The organism is Mesorhizobium sp. M0870 (assembly GCF_040319775.1).
Lineage (GTDB): Bacteria > Pseudomonadota > Alphaproteobacteria > Rhizobiales > Rhizobiaceae > Mesorhizobium.
The window spans coordinates 248,817-269,976 of sequence record NZ_JAMYOI010000001.1 but is presented as its reverse complement, the minus strand read 5'-3'; the positions used below and the strand labels follow the sequence as shown (position 1 = coordinate 269,976).

General features: G+C 61.8%; 17 protein-coding genes and 1 tRNA gene. 6 read left to right on the top strand and 12 right to left on the bottom strand.

Translation table 11 applies throughout. The annotated features are described in order from the left end of the window. Window positions 1-8: 8 nt before the first annotated feature. A complete protein-coding gene (locus NKH97_RS01245) occupies window positions 9-620 on the bottom strand; it encodes an HAD family hydrolase (protein ID WP_023808583.1) in 612 nt (203 codons plus the stop codon). Continuing rightward, on the bottom strand, window positions 613-1,794 hold the full coding sequence (gene mutY / locus NKH97_RS01240; RefSeq protein WP_352628650.1) for an A/G-specific adenine glycosylase: 1,182 nt from the start codon (window positions 1,792-1,794) through the stop codon (window positions 613-615). Before mutY ends, NKH97_RS01245 begins: the two co-directional genes overlap by 8 nt. A gap of 53 nt (window positions 1,795-1,847) precedes the next feature. Between mutY and NKH97_RS01235 the strand changes: the two genes are divergently transcribed. The 3 genes from NKH97_RS01235 to smc all read left to right on the top strand — a co-directional run bounded on the left by NKH97_RS01235 (window position 1,848) and on the right by smc (window position 6,822). Next, the gene (locus NKH97_RS01235; RefSeq protein WP_127290824.1) at window positions 1,848-2,348 is read left to right on the top strand and encodes a DUF721 domain-containing protein; all 501 of its coding nucleotides are present in this window, start codon (window positions 1,848-1,850) and stop codon (window positions 2,346-2,348) included. Window positions 2,349-2,511: 163 nt separating this feature from the next. Next, the gene (locus tag NKH97_RS01230) at window positions 2,512-3,255 is read left to right on the top strand and encodes a DsbA family protein (protein WP_352442782.1); all 744 of its coding nucleotides are present in this window, start codon (window positions 2,512-2,514) and stop codon (window positions 3,253-3,255) included. A 105-nt stretch (window positions 3,256-3,360) separates the two neighbouring features. After that, window positions 3,361-6,822, top strand: a complete 3,462-nt coding sequence (gene smc, locus NKH97_RS01225) for a chromosome segregation protein SMC (protein WP_352721745.1) — start codon at window positions 3,361-3,363, stop codon at window positions 6,820-6,822. Between the two features lie 73 nt (window positions 6,823-6,895). Here the strand turns inward: smc and NKH97_RS01220 are convergent, their stop codons facing one another. From NKH97_RS01220 to NKH97_RS01195, 6 genes are all read right to left on the bottom strand, one after another. Beyond that, a complete protein-coding gene (locus NKH97_RS01220; protein WP_196815284.1) occupies window positions 6,896-7,063 on the bottom strand; it encodes a hypothetical protein in 168 nt (55 codons plus the stop codon). Between the two features lie 12 nt (window positions 7,064-7,075). Next, entirely contained in the window at window positions 7,076-7,291 is a 216-nt protein-coding gene (locus NKH97_RS01215) for a hypothetical protein (RefSeq protein ID WP_081734726.1), read from the bottom strand. Between the two features lie 182 nt (window positions 7,292-7,473). After that, window positions 7,474-7,842: a VanZ family protein gene (locus tag NKH97_RS01210; RefSeq protein WP_352795245.1), complete on the bottom strand. Its 369-nt coding sequence runs from the start codon at window positions 7,840-7,842 to the stop codon at window positions 7,474-7,476. A gap of 90 nt (window positions 7,843-7,932) precedes the next feature. Continuing rightward, window positions 7,933-8,148 carry a hypothetical protein gene (locus tag NKH97_RS01205; RefSeq protein ID WP_196815283.1) on the bottom strand — a complete coding sequence of 72 codons (216 nt, stop codon included), beginning with the start codon at window positions 8,146-8,148 and terminating at the stop codon, window positions 7,933-7,935. A gap of 310 nt (window positions 8,149-8,458) precedes the next feature. Beyond that, window positions 8,459-9,661, bottom strand: coding sequence for a polysialyltransferase family glycosyltransferase (locus NKH97_RS01200; RefSeq protein WP_280940275.1), 1,203 nt, complete (start codon window positions 9,659-9,661; stop codon window positions 8,459-8,461). Between the two features lie 665 nt (window positions 9,662-10,326). After that, window positions 10,327-11,964, bottom strand: a complete 1,638-nt coding sequence (locus tag NKH97_RS01195; protein ID WP_352795244.1) for an ABC transporter substrate-binding protein — start codon at window positions 11,962-11,964, stop codon at window positions 10,327-10,329. A 128-nt stretch (window positions 11,965-12,092) separates the two neighbouring features. Between NKH97_RS01195 and NKH97_RS01190 the strand changes: the two genes are divergently transcribed. Next, on the top strand, window positions 12,093-12,992 hold the full coding sequence (locus NKH97_RS01190) for a LysR family transcriptional regulator (protein ID WP_127290810.1): 900 nt from the start codon (window positions 12,093-12,095) through the stop codon (window positions 12,990-12,992). A gap of 89 nt (window positions 12,993-13,081) precedes the next feature. Here NKH97_RS01190 and NKH97_RS01185 read toward each other — a convergent pair whose 3' ends face one another. The 4 genes from NKH97_RS01185 to NKH97_RS01170 all read right to left on the bottom strand — a co-directional run bounded on the left by NKH97_RS01185 (window position 13,082) and on the right by NKH97_RS01170 (window position 16,988). Then, window positions 13,082-13,954 carry a phytanoyl-CoA dioxygenase family protein gene (locus NKH97_RS01185; protein ID WP_352795243.1) on the bottom strand — a complete coding sequence of 291 codons (873 nt, stop codon included), beginning with the start codon at window positions 13,952-13,954 and terminating at the stop codon, window positions 13,082-13,084. A gap of 168 nt (window positions 13,955-14,122) precedes the next feature. After that, window positions 14,123-16,213 (bottom strand): O-antigen ligase family protein, encoded by a 2,091-nt coding sequence (locus tag NKH97_RS01180; RefSeq protein WP_352628665.1) that lies wholly within the window; start codon window positions 16,211-16,213, stop codon window positions 14,123-14,125. A gap of 227 nt (window positions 16,214-16,440) precedes the next feature. Then, window positions 16,441-16,515: transfer RNA gene (locus NKH97_RS01175), tRNA-Gln, on the bottom strand. A 128-nt stretch (window positions 16,516-16,643) separates the two neighbouring features. Further along, window positions 16,644-16,988: a VOC family protein gene (locus NKH97_RS01170; protein WP_127290804.1), complete on the bottom strand. Its 345-nt coding sequence runs from the start codon at window positions 16,986-16,988 to the stop codon at window positions 16,644-16,646. Between the two features lie 223 nt (window positions 16,989-17,211). On the opposite strand from NKH97_RS01170, the gene ppdK reads away from it, so the two are divergent. Then, window positions 17,212-19,890, top strand: a complete 2,679-nt coding sequence (gene ppdK, locus NKH97_RS01165; protein WP_352795242.1) for a pyruvate, phosphate dikinase — start codon at window positions 17,212-17,214, stop codon at window positions 19,888-19,890. A 118-nt stretch (window positions 19,891-20,008) separates the two neighbouring features. Further along, entirely contained in the window at window positions 20,009-21,112 is a 1,104-nt protein-coding gene (locus tag NKH97_RS01160) for a glycosyltransferase family 9 protein (protein WP_352550784.1), read from the top strand. The last annotated feature ends 48 nt before the right edge of the window (window positions 21,113-21,160 follow it).

Sequence of the window (21,160 nt, the reverse complement as noted above, 5' to 3'; positions counted from 1 at the left end):
GGTCTCGATCAGGTCGCGATGCCATGCCGCTCAAGGTCTGCTTGAAGCGCCTTTGCATCGGTGAACAGCACCGACTGCCAGCCGGCCGCCTTGGCGCCGTCGACATTCTTCTGGCTGTCGTCGATGAACAGCGTCGCGGCCGGTTCGAGGCCGAAGGCGGCGATGTGATGATCGTAAATGCCGCGATCGGGCTTGATCATGCCGATCTCGCCGGAGATGGTGACGCCGCGCGGACGATTGAGAAAATCGAAGCGCTCGCGGGCTTCGGCCAGCGTGTCGCTGGCGAAGTTGGTCAGCATGGTCACGTCGTGGCCGCTCTCGATCAGGCCGACCATGATGGCGACGCTGTCGTCATAAGCATGCGGCACCATCTCGTGCCAATGGCGGCGGAAACCGCGGATGTTTTCCGCGTGATCGGGATGGTCCGCGATCAGCAGCGCCTCGGCCTCTTCCCAGGTGCGGCCGCGATCCTGCTCGATGTTCCAATCATGCGTGCAGACATTGTCGAAAAACCACTTTCTCTCTTCGGCATCCGGAATGAGGCGGCTGAACGGAATGTTGGGATCGTAGTGGATCAGCACTCTGCCGATGTCGAAAACGATGTGGCGTATTTCAGTCATGGGGCCTCTTTGCACTGTGTGGCGACGGCTTTTTCGTCGCGCCGGGTATCGCAGCCTCGATTGCCTTTTTCATGACAGTCGGCAGCGCCTCGCCGGAAATCTCGTGAGCGAGCGACCAGAAATGCCCGTCTGGCGCATCACCTTTGATGTGAGCGTGAAAGACTTCGAGTTCGAGAGCGAAATGCGTGAAGACATGCGCAATGCGGCCCGCATGCCGCCAGTCGGCGGGAAAGGGCGCGGCCGCTTCCGTGGTTGCCCCATCGATCCGCGCGGTCCAGCCCGTCGTCGGCACCTCGGTCATGCCGCCGAGCAAACCCTTCTCTGCCCGTTTGCGCAGAAGGATGGCGCCGTCGGCCCGCACGGCGACAAAGGCCGCGCCGTGCCGCTGCGGCTTGTCGGCCTTGGGCAGGCGCACCGGGAAGTGCTCGGGATCGCCTGAAACGACCGCGCTGCAGTCTTCGCGCAGCGGGCACAGCATGCAGCGCGGCCGGCGTGGCGTGCAGATGGTGGCGCCGAGATCCATCATCGCTTGGGCGAAGTCGCCAGGCCTTGTCCCGGGCACCATGCGCTCGACATGGGCACGGATCTCGGGCTTGGCTTCGCTGAGCGGGGTTGTGATCGAAAACAGCCGGGAGATGACACGTTCGACATTGCCGTCGACAACGGCGGCGGGGCGATCGAAGGCAATCGCCGTGATGGCCGCCGACGTATAGGCGCCGATGCCGGGCAGTTCTCTCAAACCCGTCTCCGTGTCGGGAAACCGGCCGCCACGCGCGGCCACAAGATCGGCACAGGCCTTGAGATTGCGGGCGCGGGAGTAGTAGCCGAGCCCGGCCCAGGCCTTCATCACGTCCTCGGTGGGCGCCGCGGCCAGCGCTTCGACATCGGGCCATTTCTCGACGAATACCTTGAAATAAGCCTTCACCGCTTCGACGGTGGTCTGCTGCAGCATGACCTCGGAGAGCCAGATGCGGTAGGGATCAGGCCGCACGCCGCGCGCATGCTCAATTGGTGTGATGCGCCACGGCAATTCACGGTGATGCACATCGTACCAGCTGAGCAGGCGGGATGCGATATCGTCGCTGACACCGGATGCAGCTGTGCTGCTATCTCCGGATGTGGCTTTGCCACTATCCCAGGATGCGGTCTTGCGGGTCTGGTCTGCTGGTGCCATTGATCTTGTATTGGCCTGGCCGGTATCTGCTGGGTCGTCGCTGGAGGACGTACATGGCAGGGAGAACGCCCTACGGCAATCCCGTCCCGGTCAGCGATCTCGCGACCAGGATCCTCGATCCGGTGCTGCGCAAGCGGGCCGGCATTTCGATCGGCCTCGTCCAGTCATGGGACGAGATCGCCGGCCCGCGGCTGGCCAGCCATTCGCGCCCCGAAAAAATCCAGTGGCCGCGCCGTATGCATGAGGACGATCCGTTCGAGCCGGCCGTGCTGGTCATTGCCTGCGAAGGCATGGCGGCACTTCATCTGCAGCACGAGACGGGCGAGATCATCAACCGGGTCAACGCCTTCCTCGGCTTCACCGCCATCAACCGCATCAGGATCCTGCAGAAGCCGGTGACAGCCGACAAAGGAAAGCGCAAACCGGCCCTGAGGCCGCTGACGGCGGCTGAGAAGACGAAATTGTCGGGAACTGTCGGCCTGGTCGATAATGATGAACTGCGCGCCTCGCTGGAGAAACTTGGCGCGACCATTATTGGGGAGAGAAAATCATAGGCGTCTTGAAGAAAGTCATGGATTCGTCGTCAATATCTCGCATTCGTGATCGCCCTTGTCAGGTTTCGCGATTGGATTGGGGATCGAGATGCCTTAATTCGCGCCAACTCTCGCCTTTTCGTGTCTTTGCATTGCAAAATCCAACCCTTGTCAGGTGATTCGTATGAACCGTCCCCCGTTTGGTCAAAGCTTGTCTCGCAGAAATGTCCTGTCTTCGCTGGCCGCCATTCCGGCGGTGGCCCTGCTCGCCGCCTGCAGCGACTCTGGCGAGGAGGCGAAGGCCGCGGATGTGAAGCCTGCGGCCCCGGCCGCCCCCGCGAAGGCGGCCACGCCGGCCGCCGCCACCGCGCCGGAGGCCCAGGGCACCGTGGATGTGGCGGAACTGATGAAGCCGGGTGCGCTGCCCGACAAGCAGCTTGGCAAGGATGACGCCAAGGTCACCATCGTCGAATACGCCTCGATGACCTGCCCACACTGCGCGCATTTCGCCGAGACCACCTTTCCGGACCTGAAGACCAAGTACATCGACACCGGCAAGGTCCGCTACATCCTGCGCGAATTCCCGTTCGATCCGAGCGCCGAAGCCGGTTTTATGCTGGCGCGCTGCGCCAAGGATAACTATTACCCTATGGTCGACGTCCTGTTCAGGCAGCAGGCGAACTGGGTTGGCGTTCAGAATACCAAGGATGCGCTGCTGCAAATCTCGAAGCTCGCCGGTTTTACACAGGAGTCCTTCGAGGCCTGCTTGACGGACCAGAAACTTCTGGACGATGTGAGATCGGTCCAGAAGCGCGGCGCCAATGAATTCAAGGTCGACTCGACACCGACCTTCTTCATCAACGGTAAGACCTACAAAGGGGCGATGTCGATTGAGGAAATGTCGGCCATCATCGACCCTCTGCTCTGACATCCAGTCAGCCCTGAGGCGGCGGCGCTTCGGCGTGCGCGGCTTCCTGTCGTGCCGCGAATTCCTTTCGCAAAATCACGGAAATCCGCTTAGTGGGCGGGGCGAATGAAGTTTTCGCGCCTTCGCCTCCTCGGTTTCAAGTCCTTCGTCGAGCCCGGCGAGTTCGTCATCGAACGCGGCCTGACCGGCATTGTCGGGCCGAATGGCTGCGGCAAGTCGAACCTTGTCGAGGCGCTGCGCTGGGTGATGGGCGAAAGCTCCTACAAGAACATGCGCGCGTCCGGCATGGACGACGTCATCTTTTCCGGCTCGGGCACTCGGCCCGCACGCAACACCGCCGAAGTCACGCTTTTCCTCGACAACAGTGACCGCTCGGCGCCCGCTGCCTTCAACGATGCCGACGAACTGCAGGTGTCGCGCCGCATCGAGCGCGAGGCCGGCTCGCTTTACCGTATCAACGGCAAGGAGGCCCGTGCCAAGGACGTGCAGCTTCTGTTCGCAGACCAGTCAACCGGCGCGCGTTCGCCGTCGATGGTCGGTCAAGGCCGCATTGGCGAACTGATCCAGGCCAAGCCGCAGGCACGCCGCGCGCTGCTCGAAGAGGCGGCAGGCATTTCCGGCCTGCACACCCGCCGCCACGAGGCAGAACTGCGGCTGAAGGCGGCCGAGCAGAACCTCGAACGACTGGACGACGTCGTCGGCGAGCTGGAAAGCCAGATCGAAAGCCTGAAGCGCCAGGCGCGCCAGGCGTCCCGCTTCAAGAACCTGTCGGCCGATATCCGCAAGGCAGAAGCGACGCTTTTGCATTTGCGCTGGACACTGGCCAAGACCCAGGAAGGCGAGGCACGTTCGGCGCTGGCGGTTGCGACAGCACTGGTCGGCGACCGCGCCGCAGCCCAGATGGCCGCCGCCAGGGAGCAAGGCATCGGCGCTCATAGGCTGCCGGACCTGCGCGACGCGGAAGCCGCCGCCGCCGCTGCCTTCCAGCGCCTGTCGATCGCCAAGTCGCAGATCGAGGAGGAAGCCGGTCGCATCCGCGCCCGTCAGAGCGAACTCGAGCGCCGGCTGCAGCAGCTCGACGGCGATATCGCACGTGAAGAGCGCATGGTCCGCGACAATGCGGACATTCTCGAGCGCCTTCGCACCGAAGAGGCAGCACTCAATTCGGAAAATGCCGGCGCCGCCGAACGCGAAGCCACCACCCGTGCGGCGTTCGAACAGGCGGCGTCGACGCTTTCGCAAAGCGAAGCCAAGCTCGCCGCGCTGACCGCCGAACGGGCCGAGGCTGCCGCCTCGCGCAACCAGATCGAACGGACGCTGCGCGACACCGCCGAGCGCCGCGACCGCTTCGCGCGTCAGCTTGCCGATGTCGACCGGGAATTGTCGGAGATACTCTCCAAGGTCGCTGGCCTGCCCGATCCGGCCGAGAAGCGCGTGCTGGTCGAACAGGCCATGGCGCTGCTGGAGGAGGCCGAGGCTGCCGTGTCCGAGGCCGAGCAGTCGGTCATCGATGCCCGCGCTGTCGAAAGCGCCGCCCGGCCACCGCTTCAGGATGCCAGGGCCGAGCTGGCACGGATCGAAACCGAAGCGCGCACTCTGGCAAAAATCCTGAATGCCGCCAGTGGGGATCTCTTCCCGGCCGTGTTGGAACAGATCAGCGTCGATCGCGGTTTCGAAACGGCGCTGGGTGCGGCCCTTGGCGAAGATCTCGACGTGCCGCTCGACCGCAGCGCTCCGGTGCATTGGGGCGAAAGCGGGATCCAGCCCGGCGACGCGGCCCTGCCCGAAGGCGTAAAAAGCCTTGCCAGCGTGGTTCACGCGCCGGCACAGCTCGCCCGCCGCCTGGCGCAGGTCGGTATCGTCGATACCGCCGGCGACGGCCGCCGGTTGCAATCGCTGCTTGCTCCCGGCCAGAGGCTGGTCAGCCGTGAAGGCGCGCTCTGGCGTTGGGATGGCTTTACCGCCAGCGCCGATGCGCCGACCGCCGCAGCACAACGGCTGGCGCAGAAGAACCGGCTGGCTGAGCTCGATGCCGAGGCGATACAGGCGACGCTCGTCCTGCGCCAGGCCGAGGAGGCGCTGGGAGAGGCTGAACAGGCGCTGCGCCTGGCAAGCGAGGCCGAGCGCAACACGCGCCAGGCCGGTCGTGACGCCCAGCATCGGCTGGACGCTGCCCGCAATGCGTTGGCCGAGGCCGAGAGAGCCGGCGGCGAATTGCAGAGCCGGCGCGCCGCGCTCGATGAAGCGCGCGCCCGCATCGTCGACAGCCATGAGGAGATTTCGGCCGCCTTCGCCGAGGCGGAAATGCTGCTGCAGGACGCGCCCGATCTTGGCGATCTGCAATTGCAGCTCGAACAGTCCTCGGCCAATGTCGCCCGCGACCGCGCCGCGCTTGCCGATGCGCGTGCCGTGCATGAGGGGCTGCGGCGCGAAGCCGAGGCGCGCGCGCGCCGGCTCGATGCCATTGGCGCCGAGCGCAGCAACTGGCTGGAGCGGGCCGAAAACGCCTCGACGCAGATCGCATCGCTCGGCGAACGCAAGGCCGAGGCCGAGGCCGAACGCGAGCGGCTGGCCGATGCTCCCGATGAAATCGACGCCAAGCGGCGTGCCTTGCTGTCGCAGCTCACCGAGGCCGAGAGCTTGCGCAAGGCGGCGGCCGACCGTTTGCAGGAAGCGGAGAACCGGCAATCCGAACTGGACAAGGCCGCCGCCGGCGCCATCCAGTTCCTGGCCGAGGCGCGCGAGACCCGCGTTCGCGCCGAAGAGCGGCTGACCGCAGCCGACGAACGCCGGCTGGAGGTCGAGGCGCGCATCCAGGAGACGCTGAACACACCACCGCATCTGGTCATCCGCCACACCGGTCTTGAGGCTGACAGCCCGATGCCTGAAATGGCCGAGATCGAGCGTCAGCTCGATCGGCTGAAGATCGAGCGCGAACGGCTCGGCGCCGTCAATCTGCGCGCCGAGGAGGAGCAGAAGGAGCTATCCGACCGGCTGGAGGCGATCGTGTCGGAGCGCGAGGACATCATCGAGGCGATCCGCAAGCTCAGGCAGGCGATCCAGAGCCTCAACCGCGAAGGCCGTGAGCGGCTGCTGGCCGCCTTCGAGGTCGTCAACGGGCATTTCCAGCGGCTGTTCTCGCATCTGTTTGGCGGCGGCACGGCGGAATTGCAGCTGATCGAATCCGACGATCCGCTCGAGGCCGGTCTCGAAATCCTTGCCCGCCCGCCCGGCAAGAAGCCACAGACCATGACGCTGCTGTCCGGTGGCGAGCAGGCGTTGACGGCGATGTCGCTGATCTTCGCTGTGTTCCTGACCAATCCGGCGCCGATCTGCGTGCTCGATGAAGTCGACGCGCCGCTCGACGACCACAATGTCGAACGCTTCTGCAACCTGATGGACGAGATGGCCGCCACCACCGAGACGCGCTTCGTCATCATCACCCACAATCCCATCACCATGGCGCGCATGAACCGGCTGTTCGGCGTGACCATGGCCGAGCAGGGCGTCAGTCAGCTGGTGTCGGTCGACCTGCAGGCGGCCGAAGCGATGCGCGAGGCAAGCTGACCCAGGTCGCGCTACCTGCGAATGGGCGGCTCTGGAGCGATTTCAGGGAAAAGTGTGAACCCCGGCAAAAAAATCAGAGCGTCGGATTGTGTTTGTGCGAATGCAGTTTGGCCGAAGCCCAGACGAAATAGAGTGATCCCAGCTTCAGCACAGGCACCCTGCGATCCCGCTCGCGATCACGCAGTTCGCGGTAGGTCTTCACCTTCAGTGTGCCCCCCGGCAATCTGATTCGCAAAGCCATGATGCATAGAGCTTACGTGCCTTCTCCAGTCGATGGAAGGGTCATTTCAAGCTCCTTGTCAGTATTCGAGCTCTTGGAGGGTCGATCAGGAATTGTACTGGGCCACCAGATGACGAAATATTTGCCACACTGCCAGACCGGGACTTCGCCCTTGTACTCCCGCCGCCGCAGTTCATGACGTTGCTTGACCTTCAACACACCACCCGGAAGCCTGATCTTGATCGTCATCGTCCCTCAATACTGATGGTGCGCTTCCTGGGTGCCGCGCCCGAAGCTTCATCTGTCCGGCCAAGGTAGAAAAATCGCCACTCCCGGATCGGATCGTTGCAATCCGATTTCGCCGAGTCAATGGAGCCGAGGGCGAACTCCTGTGGCTATCGGCGCCGTGCACATAAGGCCTGACAACAGGCTCAACCTCTGCGCCGCAAGATCCAGTTCACACAGATCACGGCCACGAGGCCACATGCGATGCCGGCGCAATCGGCAACCCAGTCGAACACATCCAGATCACGTCGTATCAGCGCCGTGCCCTGGAGGACCTCGATCGCCGCTCCAACCATGGCGAGGAAGACGATCAGCCTTGTCTTGCGATCGGGCCAGCCGAGCCCTCCAAGGAAAGTCATGACGGCAAAGGCGCTGGCGTGGTTCAGCTTGTCGGACCGGAAACCGATATCGACCCCATACTCCTCGAGTCGGGGTATAGGCAGCAATGCAAGGGCAAGAACAGCGATAAGCGTGCCGAAAAAAGCGATCCGTTCGGCGGCTGGATAAAATCTCATTCTGTTCCAATCTGTGCCTGGCCGCCGCAAAGGTCGAATCCGGCTCGGTATTGGCGGTTCAGGCTGAAACTCAGATCGACGGCGTGTCTCTCAAAGCCGCAATTTTTGCTTGAGCCTCTTTAGCCAGGTTTGTTCCGCTTCATCCTGGCTTTGGTGCACCGGAACATAGCGCGGCCGTATCTTTTTTCCTTTGATGTAAAACGGCTTTTCGACTTCTCCAACCAGATTGACGAAAAGCCGGCATTTGGCTGTGGGCTGGCGGACTGTGACGCCGTGGACCGATTCAATCGAATTGATGAACAACACCAGCAGATTCCTGTCGTACTTGACGGTTTCAACGCACTCCAAGTGGGTGTCGTCGACATAGGCATCATTAAACAGCGCGGCTCTGTCCTCGAGCGTGACATACTTGGATTAAAACGACTGATTGTCGGGTCCCACAACGGCGTCGTAGTCTGCCGGTCTCATATAAAACAGGCCAGAAAATAGTTTGTCGCCATTATCGATGTGGCTTGTCCGCACCGAACCAGCATTGGTTACCGCGTGTTCCCGCTGAGCATGGCATCCATCAGGATATCATGGGTGCCATACGTGTCACTAAACCGGACACCCGCCTTCAACAGATACCTGCTTGTGTCTCATTCGAAGATTGGAGCGCTGAAAAAGGCATCGCATGGGTCCTTACCATGTCACTCATTAAAATGTCCGCGCCGGTCATGAGCGGGATCAATGTTTCTGCAAATGTGTATGCTTTGATGCCGTAAAGCCATTTCAGATAAAGAAGGGCGGCTGACGTGCCGGAGACGCAGCAAACGATATTCATCCGGGATACGATAAGCTCTATCGGGTATGTGTGCGGAAGGTTCGCCTCCGTGATCCTGGTGCTGGGGTCGGATGTCATATTTCCGACCGCATCAAGCAACTCGGGGAAGAAGGGCGCCCTTATTCTAGGATGTTCCTTCCAGACGATATCGTATCCCCTCTCGACGATCTGCTCCGCAATGTGCCGATAGATCGCCGCCTCTTGCGCGTACGACATTATGCCGTTTCGTGACAATGCCTGGCCCAGCAGCAGGATCCGCGGGTTGGTTGACGCACGGCAATCTCCATTGTCGCCGGAAAGCGCATCCCTGCTGACCTCATCTATTAAATCGCGCATCAGTGAAGCGCCGACCTGCGATCTCGGTACATCCGCCAGAGCATATGGAACGGGGATTTCGCTAAGCAAAGAGTAAAAGAGTCTCACCCGTTTCAGGTGGCGTCTTTCTATCTTGTCAGCCATTTTCCTTAAACGGAGCGCCGGTGAAATTGCAGAGAGGCCTGCAATAAAGGCTCCGGTGATGCGCTTTCGAAGCCTGGTGCCTGGCGGCCGTGCCATGGTTGACACTTCAAACGGAAGGTATGATGTCAAGCCATCCTCATACAGAACGATCTTGGCTCTTGGGTATGAGTCCAGCAGTATTTTTTCCGATGGCCGGTTAACGAAGCAGGCCCAGATTTCATCTGCAGAACTCACTTCAAGACCTATCGTGGCTCGGATCTGATGATGGATCCGGAAAATTTGCAGTTGCCCATATTTACGCTCGGATGTCAGAAGGTCGTATGCCCATATGATCCGTTTCCAGGTCCATACTGTAGACGCAAGCTTAGCAAGATCAGTCTTGAAATGCTCGGAAACGCCGGCCGTTTCATAAAGGACAAGATAGTCCTCATGCTCCTGTTGCGGCGGCGAGCTTTCATCTGCTATTGACTGGCGAAGTGAGGCAACCAAGCTGAGCAATTGCCAGGTCCCAAAGACGCAGCATATTCGGACTGGCAATTTAGAATCTCCAAATCGGATGGGAATAACTCCGCTTGTTCCGTCATTTCAACATGCCATTGCGTCAAATCCAACAGGCCGTGTGTGGCTCGGGACTGGTTGCGTCCGCTTCACAATACTCGCTCTTGCTTCAGCAAGAAATGTCTTGCCGGGCTTAACGTCCGCGGCAGACCGGAGTTCCGCGTAACAACAAGTCGGGCGATTTCCGCTAAACTGCGCGACGGACGCCTGTTAAGATCCGGTATGATCACAAGGAGGAGGCGGCAAGATCGCTCAAGTGACTCGATCCTGCCGCCGCGGGTCTTGTCTTCCGGTTGGCATCCAGGCGTGAATTCTCCCGGTTTTCGGGAAGGTCGTTGTCGGGGAAAGCGGGTTTCGCTGCCGTCAGGCAAAAGTAAGCTCCAGTTGTGAACCGGAGTGTGACGATGACAGACGCAGAAACCAGAATGTTTCGCATGCTTGGTGTGCCGGCTGGTCTGATGTGGCGGCCTGAGGTCCCTGCTGACCTGCCATGGCAGGGCATGTGTGGGCGCATCTGTGCATCGTGTCCGATGCGAAGCCCGCACTGCTCCACGACCGTTCTTGATGGCGGCGCCACGCCGCAACTTTCCCGGTGACCAAGGGTAAAGACGGCGCTGCAGAATGCGCCGCCCTGTCGCCCGCGATCAGGCGGCGAGCCAGGCCCGGGTGAAGTCCTGCTCATAGGCCTGATGCATCTGGTAACCCATCAAGGCAGGTTTCATATGGCAGAACAGCTTTCGCCAGTAGGGCTGAACGATGATGCCGGAATCCTGCAGCATGACCTGCAGTTCCTTCATCACCGCACGGCGCTGCTCCGGATCGGCGATGGCGTTGGCCTTGTGGACCTTGGCATCGAAGTCGGGATCGGCGAACCCTGTCTCGTTCCATGCCGAACCGGTCTGGTAGGCAAGCGCATAGGTCTGGATGCCGAGCGGTCGGGCGTTCCAATTGGTGGTCGCGAAGGGATACTTCGTCCAGTCGTTCCAGAATGCCGATTCCGGGATGACGGTGCGTTTCACCTTGAAGCCCGCGTCGCGCATCTGCTGGGCGACGGCATCGGAGCTTTCCTTGCGGTAATCGGCTTCGACCGAGATCAGATCGAACTCGAAATCGAGCTGGCCGGCTTCCTTGAGCAATGCCCTGGCCCGGGCCGGATCACGTTTGATCGGCGGCAGGTCGGCGTGTTCGGGATGCATCGGTCCGACATGATCGTTCTGCGCGACGATACCCATGCCGTCGGCGCCCAGTTGCAGCACCGCTTCGTTGTCGACCGCAAGCTGTATGGCGTTGCGCACGCGCTTGTCGTCATAGGGTTTGGCGTTGACGTTGCAGCGCGAGACCAGGGTGGCGGCAGTGACGATCTCGCTTTTCTTCAGGCCCAGCCTGTCGAGCATGGCGACGTCATAGGACTGCGTCTGCCCATTCAGGTCGATCTCACCGGATTCGAAGGCGGAGACGGTGGCGGCCGAGTCGGTGCCGTAGTCGGTCCAGTCGATGCCGTCGAGGAACACCTCGCCGCCCCACCACGACCCGTCCGGCCGCTTGCGCACCGAGGCAGCAACGCCGACATCGAGTTTTTTAAGTTCGAACGGGCCCGTGGAAACGGGGTTGGCCGACAGTGGCGCAGCCTTCGGATTGAAGGTGTGGTGGACGATCAATGCCGGGTAGTCGGTCATCGCGGGGATGATGGTGATGTCGGGCTGGGACAGTTTCAGGACCACGGTGTGGCTGTCGCGAACCTCGATAGCACCAGTGCGCGCCACCTTGGTGTCGGGATCGATCAGCGCGGTCATGCGCCTGGCCATCGAGTTGCCGGCGGCATCCTTCTCGCACCAGCGCGTGATGTTGAAGGCGACATCCGTGGCGGTGAAATCGTCGCCGTTCGACCATTTCACCCCCGGGCGCACCTTGAGCACATATTCCGTGGCGTCCGCATTGATCTCCCAGCTCTGCAGCAGCACCGGCTCGAAGGTGAAATCCGGCTTCCAGCGCACCAGCGGTTCGAGAAACTGCATGGCGATGTTGCCCATCTGCGAAACCTTGAACTTGCGCGGGTCTTCCAGCTCCATCACCTGCATGGCAACACGCAGCACGCCGCCCTTCCTGGGTTGGGCGGCTTCCTCGGCCCGCGCCGGGACCGGCTGACCGATGAGCCCATAGGCAATCGCGGTGCTGGCGCCGAAGGCGCTAGCCAGCGCCAGGAACTCGCGGCGGCCAAGCGCGCCGCTCTTCGCGCCTTTCGCAAATGTGCCGATCGCCGGATGAAGAGGTCTGGATGTCATATCGGTTCTCCCATTGTTGATTTTACGCCCAAATTCGGTGGAATGCCCTTGCCGCGTCGTTGCTGGGCGCTGTTTTCTACAGGACGCAGCCGATGGCGGCGGGGCCGCGACGGCGAGGGGAAGGCAAGATGAATCTTCTGACGGCGATGCGGGTGTTCGATCGAGTCTGCCTGCTGGGCAGCCTGTCGGCGGCGGCCCGCGATCTCAACATGTCGACGACGGCGGTCAGCCGCACCATCAAGGAACTGGAAGACGACCTCGGCGTCCGGCTCATCAATCGCACCACAAGGCGTCTTAGCCTCACCGAGGCGGGCCGCGACTATGCTCCGCGTGCGCGCAGCCTGCTCGACGACATTTCCGAACTGCAGGATTCGACGCGCGGCCTGCACAAGGAGACGCGCGGCCTGATCCGGGTTTCCTGCTCCAATGTTCTGGGCCACACGCGCATAACCAAGCTGGTGCCGAAATTCCTCGAAGAAAACCCGCTCACCACGATCGAGTTCGACCTCACCGCGCGTTATGTCGTCGGCATTGTCGAGGAAGGCTACGATGTGGCCATCCGCTTCGGCGGTCAGGCGGATTCCGCCCTGATTGCCCGCCGGCTTGGTGAAGTCCGCAACTATGTCTGCGCCACGCCCGATTATTGGGATGCAAACGGCCGTCCGGTCCACCCGGATGAGCTGGCAAGCCATTCCTGCGTGCTGAGCAATTTCGCCAAGCGCCTTGGCACGTGGCCATTCATCGGACCCGACGGCCCTTTCGATGCGGCTGTCGGCGGGCGCATCTCGACCAACAGCGTCGAGGCCGCCTATCAGATGACCACCGCCGGTTTCGGCATCGGCAACCTGCCCAGCCTGCTGGTCGACGCTGCGATCAGGGACGGCCGGCTGGAAGTGCAGCTGGATGAGTTTCGCCCCGGCTCCAGCCCGATCTACGCGCTCTATCCGCACCGCACCTATATTGCGGCCAAGGTGCGCGCGTTCGTCGACTTCCTGATCCGCGAACTGTCGGCCGACTTCACTGCCTGAAATGCTGCCCGATTGCCCATGGCCAACGCCGTCAGGGGCCGGGGGCGAACGCCTGGCCCCCTCTGCCCCCGTCGCCCGACGCGGCAGCGTCATTTCCACCAGGCGGTGGTGTCGTACATCGGTCCCGGCTCCTCGAAGAGCTTTTCGTATTTGCACAGTGCCGGCGTCTTGCCGAGCGGCACCGAAACACCGCCCCTGAACGCCCATTCGCCACGTTGCGTCGTATCGGCCCGCACATAGCTGGACAGCGCAAAGGCCCGGTCGTGCTGCGATTTGTTGGGCGAGGAGCCATGCACGGTAAGCAGCCCCCATAAAGCAAGGTCGCCCGGCTCCAGCACCAGCGGAACGATGGTCGCCGGGTCGATGCCGACCTTGCGCAACTCTTCTTCGGCGGTCAGGCCCTTCATCAGTTCGCCGGTTCCCTCGTCCGACAGGCCGAGATAGCCGAGCTTGTGGCTGCCGGGCACGACCTGAAGGCAGCCATTGTCCAGCGTCGCCCGATCGACCGCGAGGCCTGTTGTCACGGTGGCGTCGGCGACATTGTCGAAGGCGGCCTGGTTACGGAAGCGCAGATCCTGGTGGAAGCGATAACCCGTGACATTGGCGCCGGGCGGCTTCCAGTGCAGCTGTTGGGCGATCTGCCTTATGTCACGGCCGATCAGGCCCTCGAGCAGCTTTAGATAGTCGGGATTGCGGCGGAATTCTTCGAAATAGGAATTGATCCAGGAAAACCAGTAAGCCTGCAGCACATATCGTTGGCCAAAGTCCGATTCAGGCAGGATCTGGAAATTCAGGTTGCCGTGCCGGAAGGTGGCGTGATGCTTGAGGCCTTCGGCATAGACCGCATCGGTTTCCTTCTTCAGCCGGATCATCTCGTCGCCGTCGACGAATTGTCGAACGACCGCGTATCCTTCCTCGCGGTACTGCTCCACCGCCTCGCGTGCCTGCCTGTCCGTCAGCATGTCCGTGACAACCCCTGTCTGTGATCCGTGTCGATCGTAACGAAGGGGTTGCCGGCGATAAGCCATGGATTTTGGCATCGACTTTCCCGATTATCGGGAAATTGAGCGGGGCGTCAAAGGGGCATTGGTCGCAATCGGCTGGTCAGATACGTGCTGCGCCGGCAGGCCCTAAAAATAGGTCCGCGGCGCGACAAGGTTCTTCTGCTGGCGAACATAAAAACAGTAGAAGCCGAACGCCGCGGCAAACCACATGAAGGCCTCACCCATGGCCAGCCGGTTGTTGGAATTGGTAAGGATGGTTAGGGCGAAGAAGACCAGTGTGGAGATGTAGCAGGACCATGCGGCCGGAGCGACAAGCTTGGCTCGCATGGCCAGTAGAACCTGCCTGGCCGACCAGGTGTAGAGAAAGGCAAAGAACGCCAGTCCGACCACACCATAGCGCACGGCAATCTCCAGATAACCATTGTGGAAGACGTTGAAGATCATGGGATGATAGGTTCTGTTCTCCCACTCGGTCAGCCAACTGGAACTGGCTCCGAAGATCGGGTGGCGTTTCCAGATATTGATCGCATCCGCCCACAGCATCAGCCTTTCCTTGGCTGCAAGTGGCACCGCATCGCTCGCGATGGCGCGATCGAAGGCGGGGAGGATGCCATGCCTGAACACATCCGGAACCAAGGTTTTGACGAAGGCCATGGTATCGTCGGCGGTGGACGAGAAGATGTTGTGTGCTGCGACAATGCCGGCCGCCACGATCACCAGCACGCCACCCGAAACCAACAGTTCGCGACGATGGCCTCTCGCCAGGGTCATGACCGCCAACAAGAGCAGAGCGAGCGCAAGCGCAAGCCACACTCCCTTTGACCGCATCTCGATGATATTGACGAGGGCAAGCAGCAGGACGGCTGTCGACAGGACCCAATGCAGGTTCTTGGTTGCTTTCCCGAGGTCCGTTCTCTGGGCCGAGTAGGCCATGAATTGCAGCGTGCAGAGGAAGATGAAACCGGCCGCTACCGACGCGTGGATGGGATTGTTGAAAAGCCACGGGGCCGGTTGGATGCCTTGAAACATGTCCGAATAGAAGGTGTCCGCAGCCAGGAAGACGAGACTGAGGATCATGAACCAGAGCACGAGCCGTGCGGGTTGCCTGACAAACAGCAGAAACGCGAAGCCGGTCGTCGCGTAGAACAGCGGAAACATGTAAATGCCTTCGGCGCCACCCAACTGGTGGGTGCCGAAATAGACGATCGCCAGTCGGATGAAGACATAGAGCGACCAGCCCAGACACAGAAAGCCGACCCAACCGATCAGCGGTTTGCTGTAGGTCCACAAATCCACTCTGAACCAGCGGATGACCGCGAACAGGGCCAGCGCCAGGCCCGCATAGCGGTAGGTGTCGGCCTCGCGCCACACCGCGGAGACCAAAGCGAGAATGGCGAGTGCCGCAAGCAACAGAAGCAAGGTGTGGCGCGGCGCGTTGTCCTTGGCATCATCCAGGGCATCTCGCGGCAGAGGGGGCGGCAGCAGGACGTGATGCAGGCGGCGCAGCTCGTCGCTGGCCCGCAACACCCCGGCACGTAGCCGGCTCGGCCCGCCCAGCCTTGCGGATTTGTAGCTTCCCGAGGGGCCGGCTATGCCCGAGATCCCACTGCTGGCGGCGAAGCCAAGCACGTTTTGGCGGACCGAATAGACTTTCAGGCCGGTATCCCAAAAGCGCTCGAGTGCAACGTCCCATGGCATTTTCATAACGGCGAGCGCCGACAACAGACCCTGCGCGCCCTCCCGCGTCACCAGATAGGCGGCGGCCGAGCCTTGCGGGCCATGCAGCGCACGACCGATCTCGTCGCCTTCCGTCGTCTCGACGGCGCGCATGAAGAAGCTCATGCGATGGTTGGTCAGCTTGATGACGTCGAAATCCGGCACCGCCGCGATGATGGCCTCGATGCGCCGTATGGTGTTTTCGCTGAAGAGGACGTCGTCCTCGACAATCAGGCCATAGGCGCCGCCACCCGCGAGGAATGCCTCCAGCGCCTGGATATGGCTGCGGTAACAGGCATATTCGCCCGAAAGGATGTCGCGCCCGCTCAGCTTGCGCGCGGCTGGCAGATCGATCTCCGTCCAGTCTTTTTCAGCAAGCGCCCGACCGTCGACGGCGGCAATGCGCTGCAAGGTCAGTCCTGCCGCTTCGGCGCTGGCGAGCAATTCGCTCCAGCGCTGGGTCTCGCGATCGAGGTTGATGGCGAAGATAGGAAGGTTCATTGAAGTTCCATGTTGAGCCGCCACCCACCTGGCCGACCTATGTATGGAAAGAGGAAGATGTTCAAGGCGACACTGTCCAGATCATGTGCAAATGCTGACCCGAATTTGCCGCGATGGCGTTGGTTTCGCTGAACTTATGACGCAGTCGAACTATTAACCGACCGGCTTCATGGAAGATCGCAAATGTACTCTCGGGTCCTATGTGTCCGGAACGGACCTGAGCGAGATGGCTGGGGCGCCAGGATTCGAACCTGGGAATGTCGGTACCAAAAACCGATGCCTTACCACTTGGCGACGCCCCAATTGCCGTCAGAGTCGCTTGTGCGGCGCGTTATTAGCAGAGCAGCCAAAAAGCACAATCCTTATGAGTGACGGTTGGAACGCTCGAATTGGGCAGGCAACGCAGCGCTGCCAAATGATATGCAGCGGGCTATTCGGACCACACCGCCATCTCGTTTCCGGCTGGATCGACGAAGTGGAAGCGCCGGCCGCCGGGGAACGGGAAGATCGGTTTGACGATCGTGCCGCCGGCGCTTTCGACAGCGTCGAGGGTTTGCTCCAGATCCCTGCTGTAGAGCACGGGCAGCGGCTTTGATGGCGCTTCCGCGGCATCTGCCTGGAAGCCTCCGTCCAGGCCTTCGGCAAAGGCCGAATAGGTCGGCCCATAATCGGTGAACGACCAGGCAAAGGCAGTACTGTAGAAAGCCTTCAGCCGGTCCAGCGTTCCACCGGTCGCGGGCATTTCCAGATAGTCGAGTTTTCCGGGCAGTTTCATGGCGCACCTGTTTGTTCCCTTTATGTTCTACATCAAAAACCTCGGAATGGCAAGTCATTTTGCCGCATCTTCGGACGCGGCTTTTGCTTAATCGATTGTAGAAGGCCGACCGCTTTGCCGGCGCTTGCCTTTCGCACTGCAGCATCATATCGCTCCAAGGACGGACCGGCGGAACTTTCCGTTTCGCCAATCTTTCCAATCTCCTGCAACCGGAGAGCGATGCATGACCAAATGGGTTTTCACCTTTGGCGATGGTGCGGCGGAAGGCCGTGCCAGCGACAAGAATCTCCTGGGCGGCAAGGGCGCCAACCTGGCCGAGATGTGCAGCCTGGGGCTGCCGGTGCCGCCGGGCTTCACCATCACCACGGAGGTCTGCAACGCCTACTACGCCAACGGCCGTATTTATCCGGCCGGGTTGGAAGCCGATGTCGCGGTCGCGCTCGATCACATCGGCCGGCTGACCGGCCGTCGGTTCGGCGACCCGTCGAAACTGCTGCTGGTGTCGGTGCGTTCGGGCGCTCGCGCCTCGATGCCCGGCATGATGGACACCGTGCTCAATCTGGGCCTGAACGACGAGACGGTCGAGGCGCTGGCCGCCGATTCCGGCGATGCGCGCTTTGCCTATGACAGCTACCGCCGCTTCATCCAGATGTATTCCGATGTCGTCATGGGCCTCGACCATGAGGTGTTCGAGGAAATCCTGGAGGATCAGAAGGGCGGGCTCGGGCACGAGCTCGACACCGAACTGACGGCGCTCGAATGGCAAGGCGTCATCGCGCTCTACAAGGCCAAGGTCGAGGAAGAGCTCGGCAGGCCTTTTCCGCAGGATCCGCACGAGCAGCTCTGGGGCGCGATATCAGCCGTGTTCTCGAGTTGGATGAACAACCGCGCCATCACCTATCGCCGCCTGCACGATATTCCCGAAAGCTGGGGCACGGCGGTCAACGTCCAGGCCATGGTGTTCGGCAATATGGGCGAAACCTCGGCCACCGGCGTTGCCTTCACGCGCAACCCTTCGACCGGCGAAAAGATGCTCTATGGCGAGTTCCTGGTGAACGCGCAGGGCGAGGACGTCGTCGCTGGCATCCGCACGCCGCAGAACATCACCGAAGCGGCGCGTATCGCAGCCGGCTCGGACAAGCCGTCGCTGCAGAAGCTGATGCCTGACGCGTTCCAGTCCTTTGTCACCATCTCCGACAATCTGGAGAAGCACTACCGCGACATGCAGGATCTCGAATTCACCATCGAGCGCGGCAAATTGTGGATGCTGCAGACCCGCTCCGGCAAGCGCACCGCCAAGGCGGCGCTGAAAATTGCCGTCGAGATGGCGCAGGACAGGCTGATCACGAAAGAGGAAGCCGTCGCCCGTATCGACCCGGCCTCGCTCGACCAGTTGCTGCATCCGACCATCGACCCCAAAGCCGCGCGCGATGTCATTGGCATTGGCCTGCCGGCGTCGCCCGGTGCCGCCACCGGCGAGATCGTCTTTTCCTCCGGTGACGCCGAGGAATTGAAGACGCAAGGCCGCAAGGCGATCCTGGTGCGCATCGAAACCAGTCCCGAAGACATCCACGGCATGCATGCGGCGGAAGGCATCCTGACCACGCGCGGCGGCATGACCAGCCACGCCGCGGTGGTGGCGCGCGGCATGGGCAAGCCTTGTGTCTCGGGTGCCGGCTCGCTGCGTGTCGACTACAAGGCCGGCACGCTGATGGCGATGGGCTCGACCTTCCGCAAGGGTGATATCATCACCATCGATGGCAGCAACGGCCAGGTGCTGAAGGGCGCCGTGTCGATGTTGCAGCCGGAACTTTCCGGCGATTTCGCCGCCATCATGGAATGGGCCGACGCCGTGCGTCGCATGAAGGTGCGCACCAATGCCGAAACGCCGCTCGACGCGCGCATGGCGCGTTCCTTCGGCGCTGAAGGCATCGGCCTTTGCCGCACCGAGCACATGTTCTTCGACGGCGAGCGCATCGTCGCCATGCGCGAGATGATCCTGGCCGACACCGAAAAGGACAGGCGCGCCGCACTTGCCAAGCTTCTGCCCATGCAGCGCTCGGACTTCCTCGAACTGTTCGAGATCATGGCCGGCCTGCCGGTGACGATCCGCCTGCTCGATCCGCCGTTGCACGAATTCCTGCCGAAGACCGAGGAGGAGGTGGCCGAGGTCGCCGCCGCCATGAAGGTGTCGCCGGACAAGCTCAGGCAGCGCACCGAGGCGCTGCACGAGTTCAACCCGATGCTCGGCCATCGTGGTTGTCGACTTGCCGTCTCCTATCCCGAGATCGCCGAGATGCAGGCGCGCGCCATTTTCGAGGCGGCCGTGGAGGCCGGCAGGAAGGCCGGCGCCCTGGTGGTCCCCGAGATCATGGTGCCGCTCGTCGGCCTGGTGAAGGAGCTCGATTACGTCAAGGCGCGCATCGATGCGGTTGCCAAGAGCGTCATGGAGGAAACCGGCGTCAAGATCGATTACCTCACGGGAACCATGATTGAGCTCCCCCGCGCCGCGATCCGTGCCCATGTCATTGCAGAGTCGGCCGAATTCTTCTCCTTCGGCACAAATGACCTGACCCAGACGACCTTCGGCATCTCGCGCGACGATGCGGCCTCGTTCCTGGAAACCTACCGCCAGAAGGGCATTATCGATCAGGACCCGTTCGTCTCGCTCGACATCGACGGCGTCGGCGAACTGGTGCGCATGGCCGCGCAAAAGGGCAAGGCGACGCGGCCCGACATCAAGCTCGGCATCTGCGGCGAACATGGCGGCGATCCGGCCTCGATCCGCTTTTGCGAAGAGGTCGGCCTCGACTACGTGTCCTGTTCGCCTTATCGCGTGCCGATCGCCAGGCTGGCGGCCGCGCAGGCAGCGGTGCTGGTTGCGAAGGCAGGCCGCCGATAGGATCCATCCAGCTTACCGTTTTGTAAGGCAATTCACGCGAACGTGCTGGCGGCGTCGCGTAATCTCGACATTGTTCCTGCCCAATTTGCGGCCATCCGCAAATTGCTCCCGGAAACACATGCTGCAGATTTCTCCCGCGCCGTTCCACTCGATCCTGGTCGTCCAAACCAAGTTCATAGGCGATCTCGTCCTCGCCTCGGCGCTCGCCAAAAACCTGCGGCTCGAATTCCCCGGCGCCAGCATCGTCTTTCTGTGCGAGGCCCGCTTCGAGAGCTTCGTCATGGCCCATGGTATCGCTTCCGAGGTGGTCGCATTCAGGCGCGACCGCATGCGCGGAACGCCCTTGGAGCGCGGGAAGGAGCTCTACGCCATGGTGCGGGCGTTGCGCCGCTTCCGTTTCGACCTGACCATCGACCTGACCGATTCGAAGACGTCGCGCATGGTCACCGGGCTCGTCAACGCCAAGACCCGTGTCGGTTACAATCCTTCCGAAAGACCCTTGCGTATGTTGGAGCGGCAACCCGCCAATGTCTTTGCCAAGCCCTACGGCTTTGATGGTCAGCATTTCCTGTACCGCTACCTCTCGCCGCTCGAAGCGCTCGGCATCGAACTTCGCACGGTGATTCCGAACCTTCAGCCGCTGCCATCGGAGACGGCGAAAGCATTGGCGCTGCTGGGTAAGCACCATCTGCGGCCAAACGCATTCATCGCCGTGCATGCGGGTGCAAGCTTCGAGGGCCGACGTTGGCAGCCGGAGCGGTTTGCAGCAGTGATCGTCGAGATTGCCGGCGAGACCAGCCTGGATGTCGTCTTGGTGGGCGGCCCGGACGAGCGCGAGATCGCCGAACGTATCGTCGCCAGAACCGCGCCCTCGGTCGTCAATCTCGTCGGTGACCTGTCGCTTGAAAGCCTGCTGGCGTTGCTGAAACAGGCTCGGCTGTTTCTCGGCAATGAGAGCGGCCCGATGCACATGGCCGCAGCCACCGGAACCCCGGTTGTCGGATTGTTCGGTCTGACGGAGCCGTCGCGCTGGGGGCCCGTCGGCGTGCCCAGCATCTCGCTCCAGCCGCCGATGCCTTGCGCCTGCATGGCCGAAAACCTCTGCCGCGCGCCGGATCCGAGCAAAGCATGCTGCGTCTGGGGCCTAGAGGTCAAGCCTGTGGTCGATGCGGTGCGCGAGGTTCTTTCGCGCACCGAAATGAAGCTGGAACGCGCCATCTGAGATCATGCGCCGCATGCACGACCGCTCTCGACGCGGTGGAATGACCTG

Coding starts and splice junctions, on each gene's coding strand:
- NKH97_RS01180 (WP_352628665.1), bottom strand. CDS start 16,213: ATGAACCTTCCTATCTTCGCCATCAACCTCGATCGCGAGACCCAGCGC.
- NKH97_RS01170 (WP_127290804.1), bottom strand. CDS start 16,988: ATGAAACTGCCCGGAAAACTCGACTATCTGGAAATGCCCGCGACCGGT.
- NKH97_RS01220 (WP_196815284.1), bottom strand. CDS start 7,063: ATGGCTTTGCGAATCAGATTGCCGGGGGGCACACTGAAGGTGAAGACC.
- mutY (WP_352628650.1), bottom strand. CDS start 1,794: ATGGCACCAGCAGACCAGACCCGCAAGACCGCATCCTGGGATAGTGGC.
- NKH97_RS01210 (WP_352795245.1), bottom strand. CDS start 7,842: ATGAGATTTTATCCAGCCGCCGAACGGATCGCTTTTTTCGGCACGCTT.
- ppdK (WP_352795242.1), top strand. CDS start 17,212: ATGACCAAATGGGTTTTCACCTTTGGCGATGGTGCGGCGGAAGGCCGT.
- NKH97_RS01235 (WP_127290824.1), top strand. CDS start 1,848: ATGGCAGGGAGAACGCCCTACGGCAATCCCGTCCCGGTCAGCGATCTC.
- NKH97_RS01195 (WP_352795244.1), bottom strand. CDS start 11,964: ATGACATCCAGACCTCTTCATCCGGCGATCGGCACATTTGCGAAAGGC.
- NKH97_RS01245 (WP_023808583.1), bottom strand. CDS start 620: ATGACTGAAATACGCCACATCGTTTTCGACATCGGCAGAGTGCTGATC.
- NKH97_RS01160 (WP_352550784.1), top strand. CDS start 20,009: ATGCTGCAGATTTCTCCCGCGCCGTTCCACTCGATCCTGGTCGTCCAA.
- NKH97_RS01185 (WP_352795243.1), bottom strand. CDS start 13,954: ATGCTGACGGACAGGCAGGCACGCGAGGCGGTGGAGCAGTACCGCGAG.
- NKH97_RS01190 (WP_127290810.1), top strand. CDS start 12,093: ATGAATCTTCTGACGGCGATGCGGGTGTTCGATCGAGTCTGCCTGCTG.
- NKH97_RS01215 (WP_081734726.1), bottom strand. CDS start 7,291: ATGACGATCAAGATCAGGCTTCCGGGTGGTGTGTTGAAGGTCAAGCAA.
- smc (WP_352721745.1), top strand. CDS start 3,361: ATGAAGTTTTCGCGCCTTCGCCTCCTCGGTTTCAAGTCCTTCGTCGAG.
- NKH97_RS01230 (WP_352442782.1), top strand. CDS start 2,512: ATGAACCGTCCCCCGTTTGGTCAAAGCTTGTCTCGCAGAAATGTCCTG.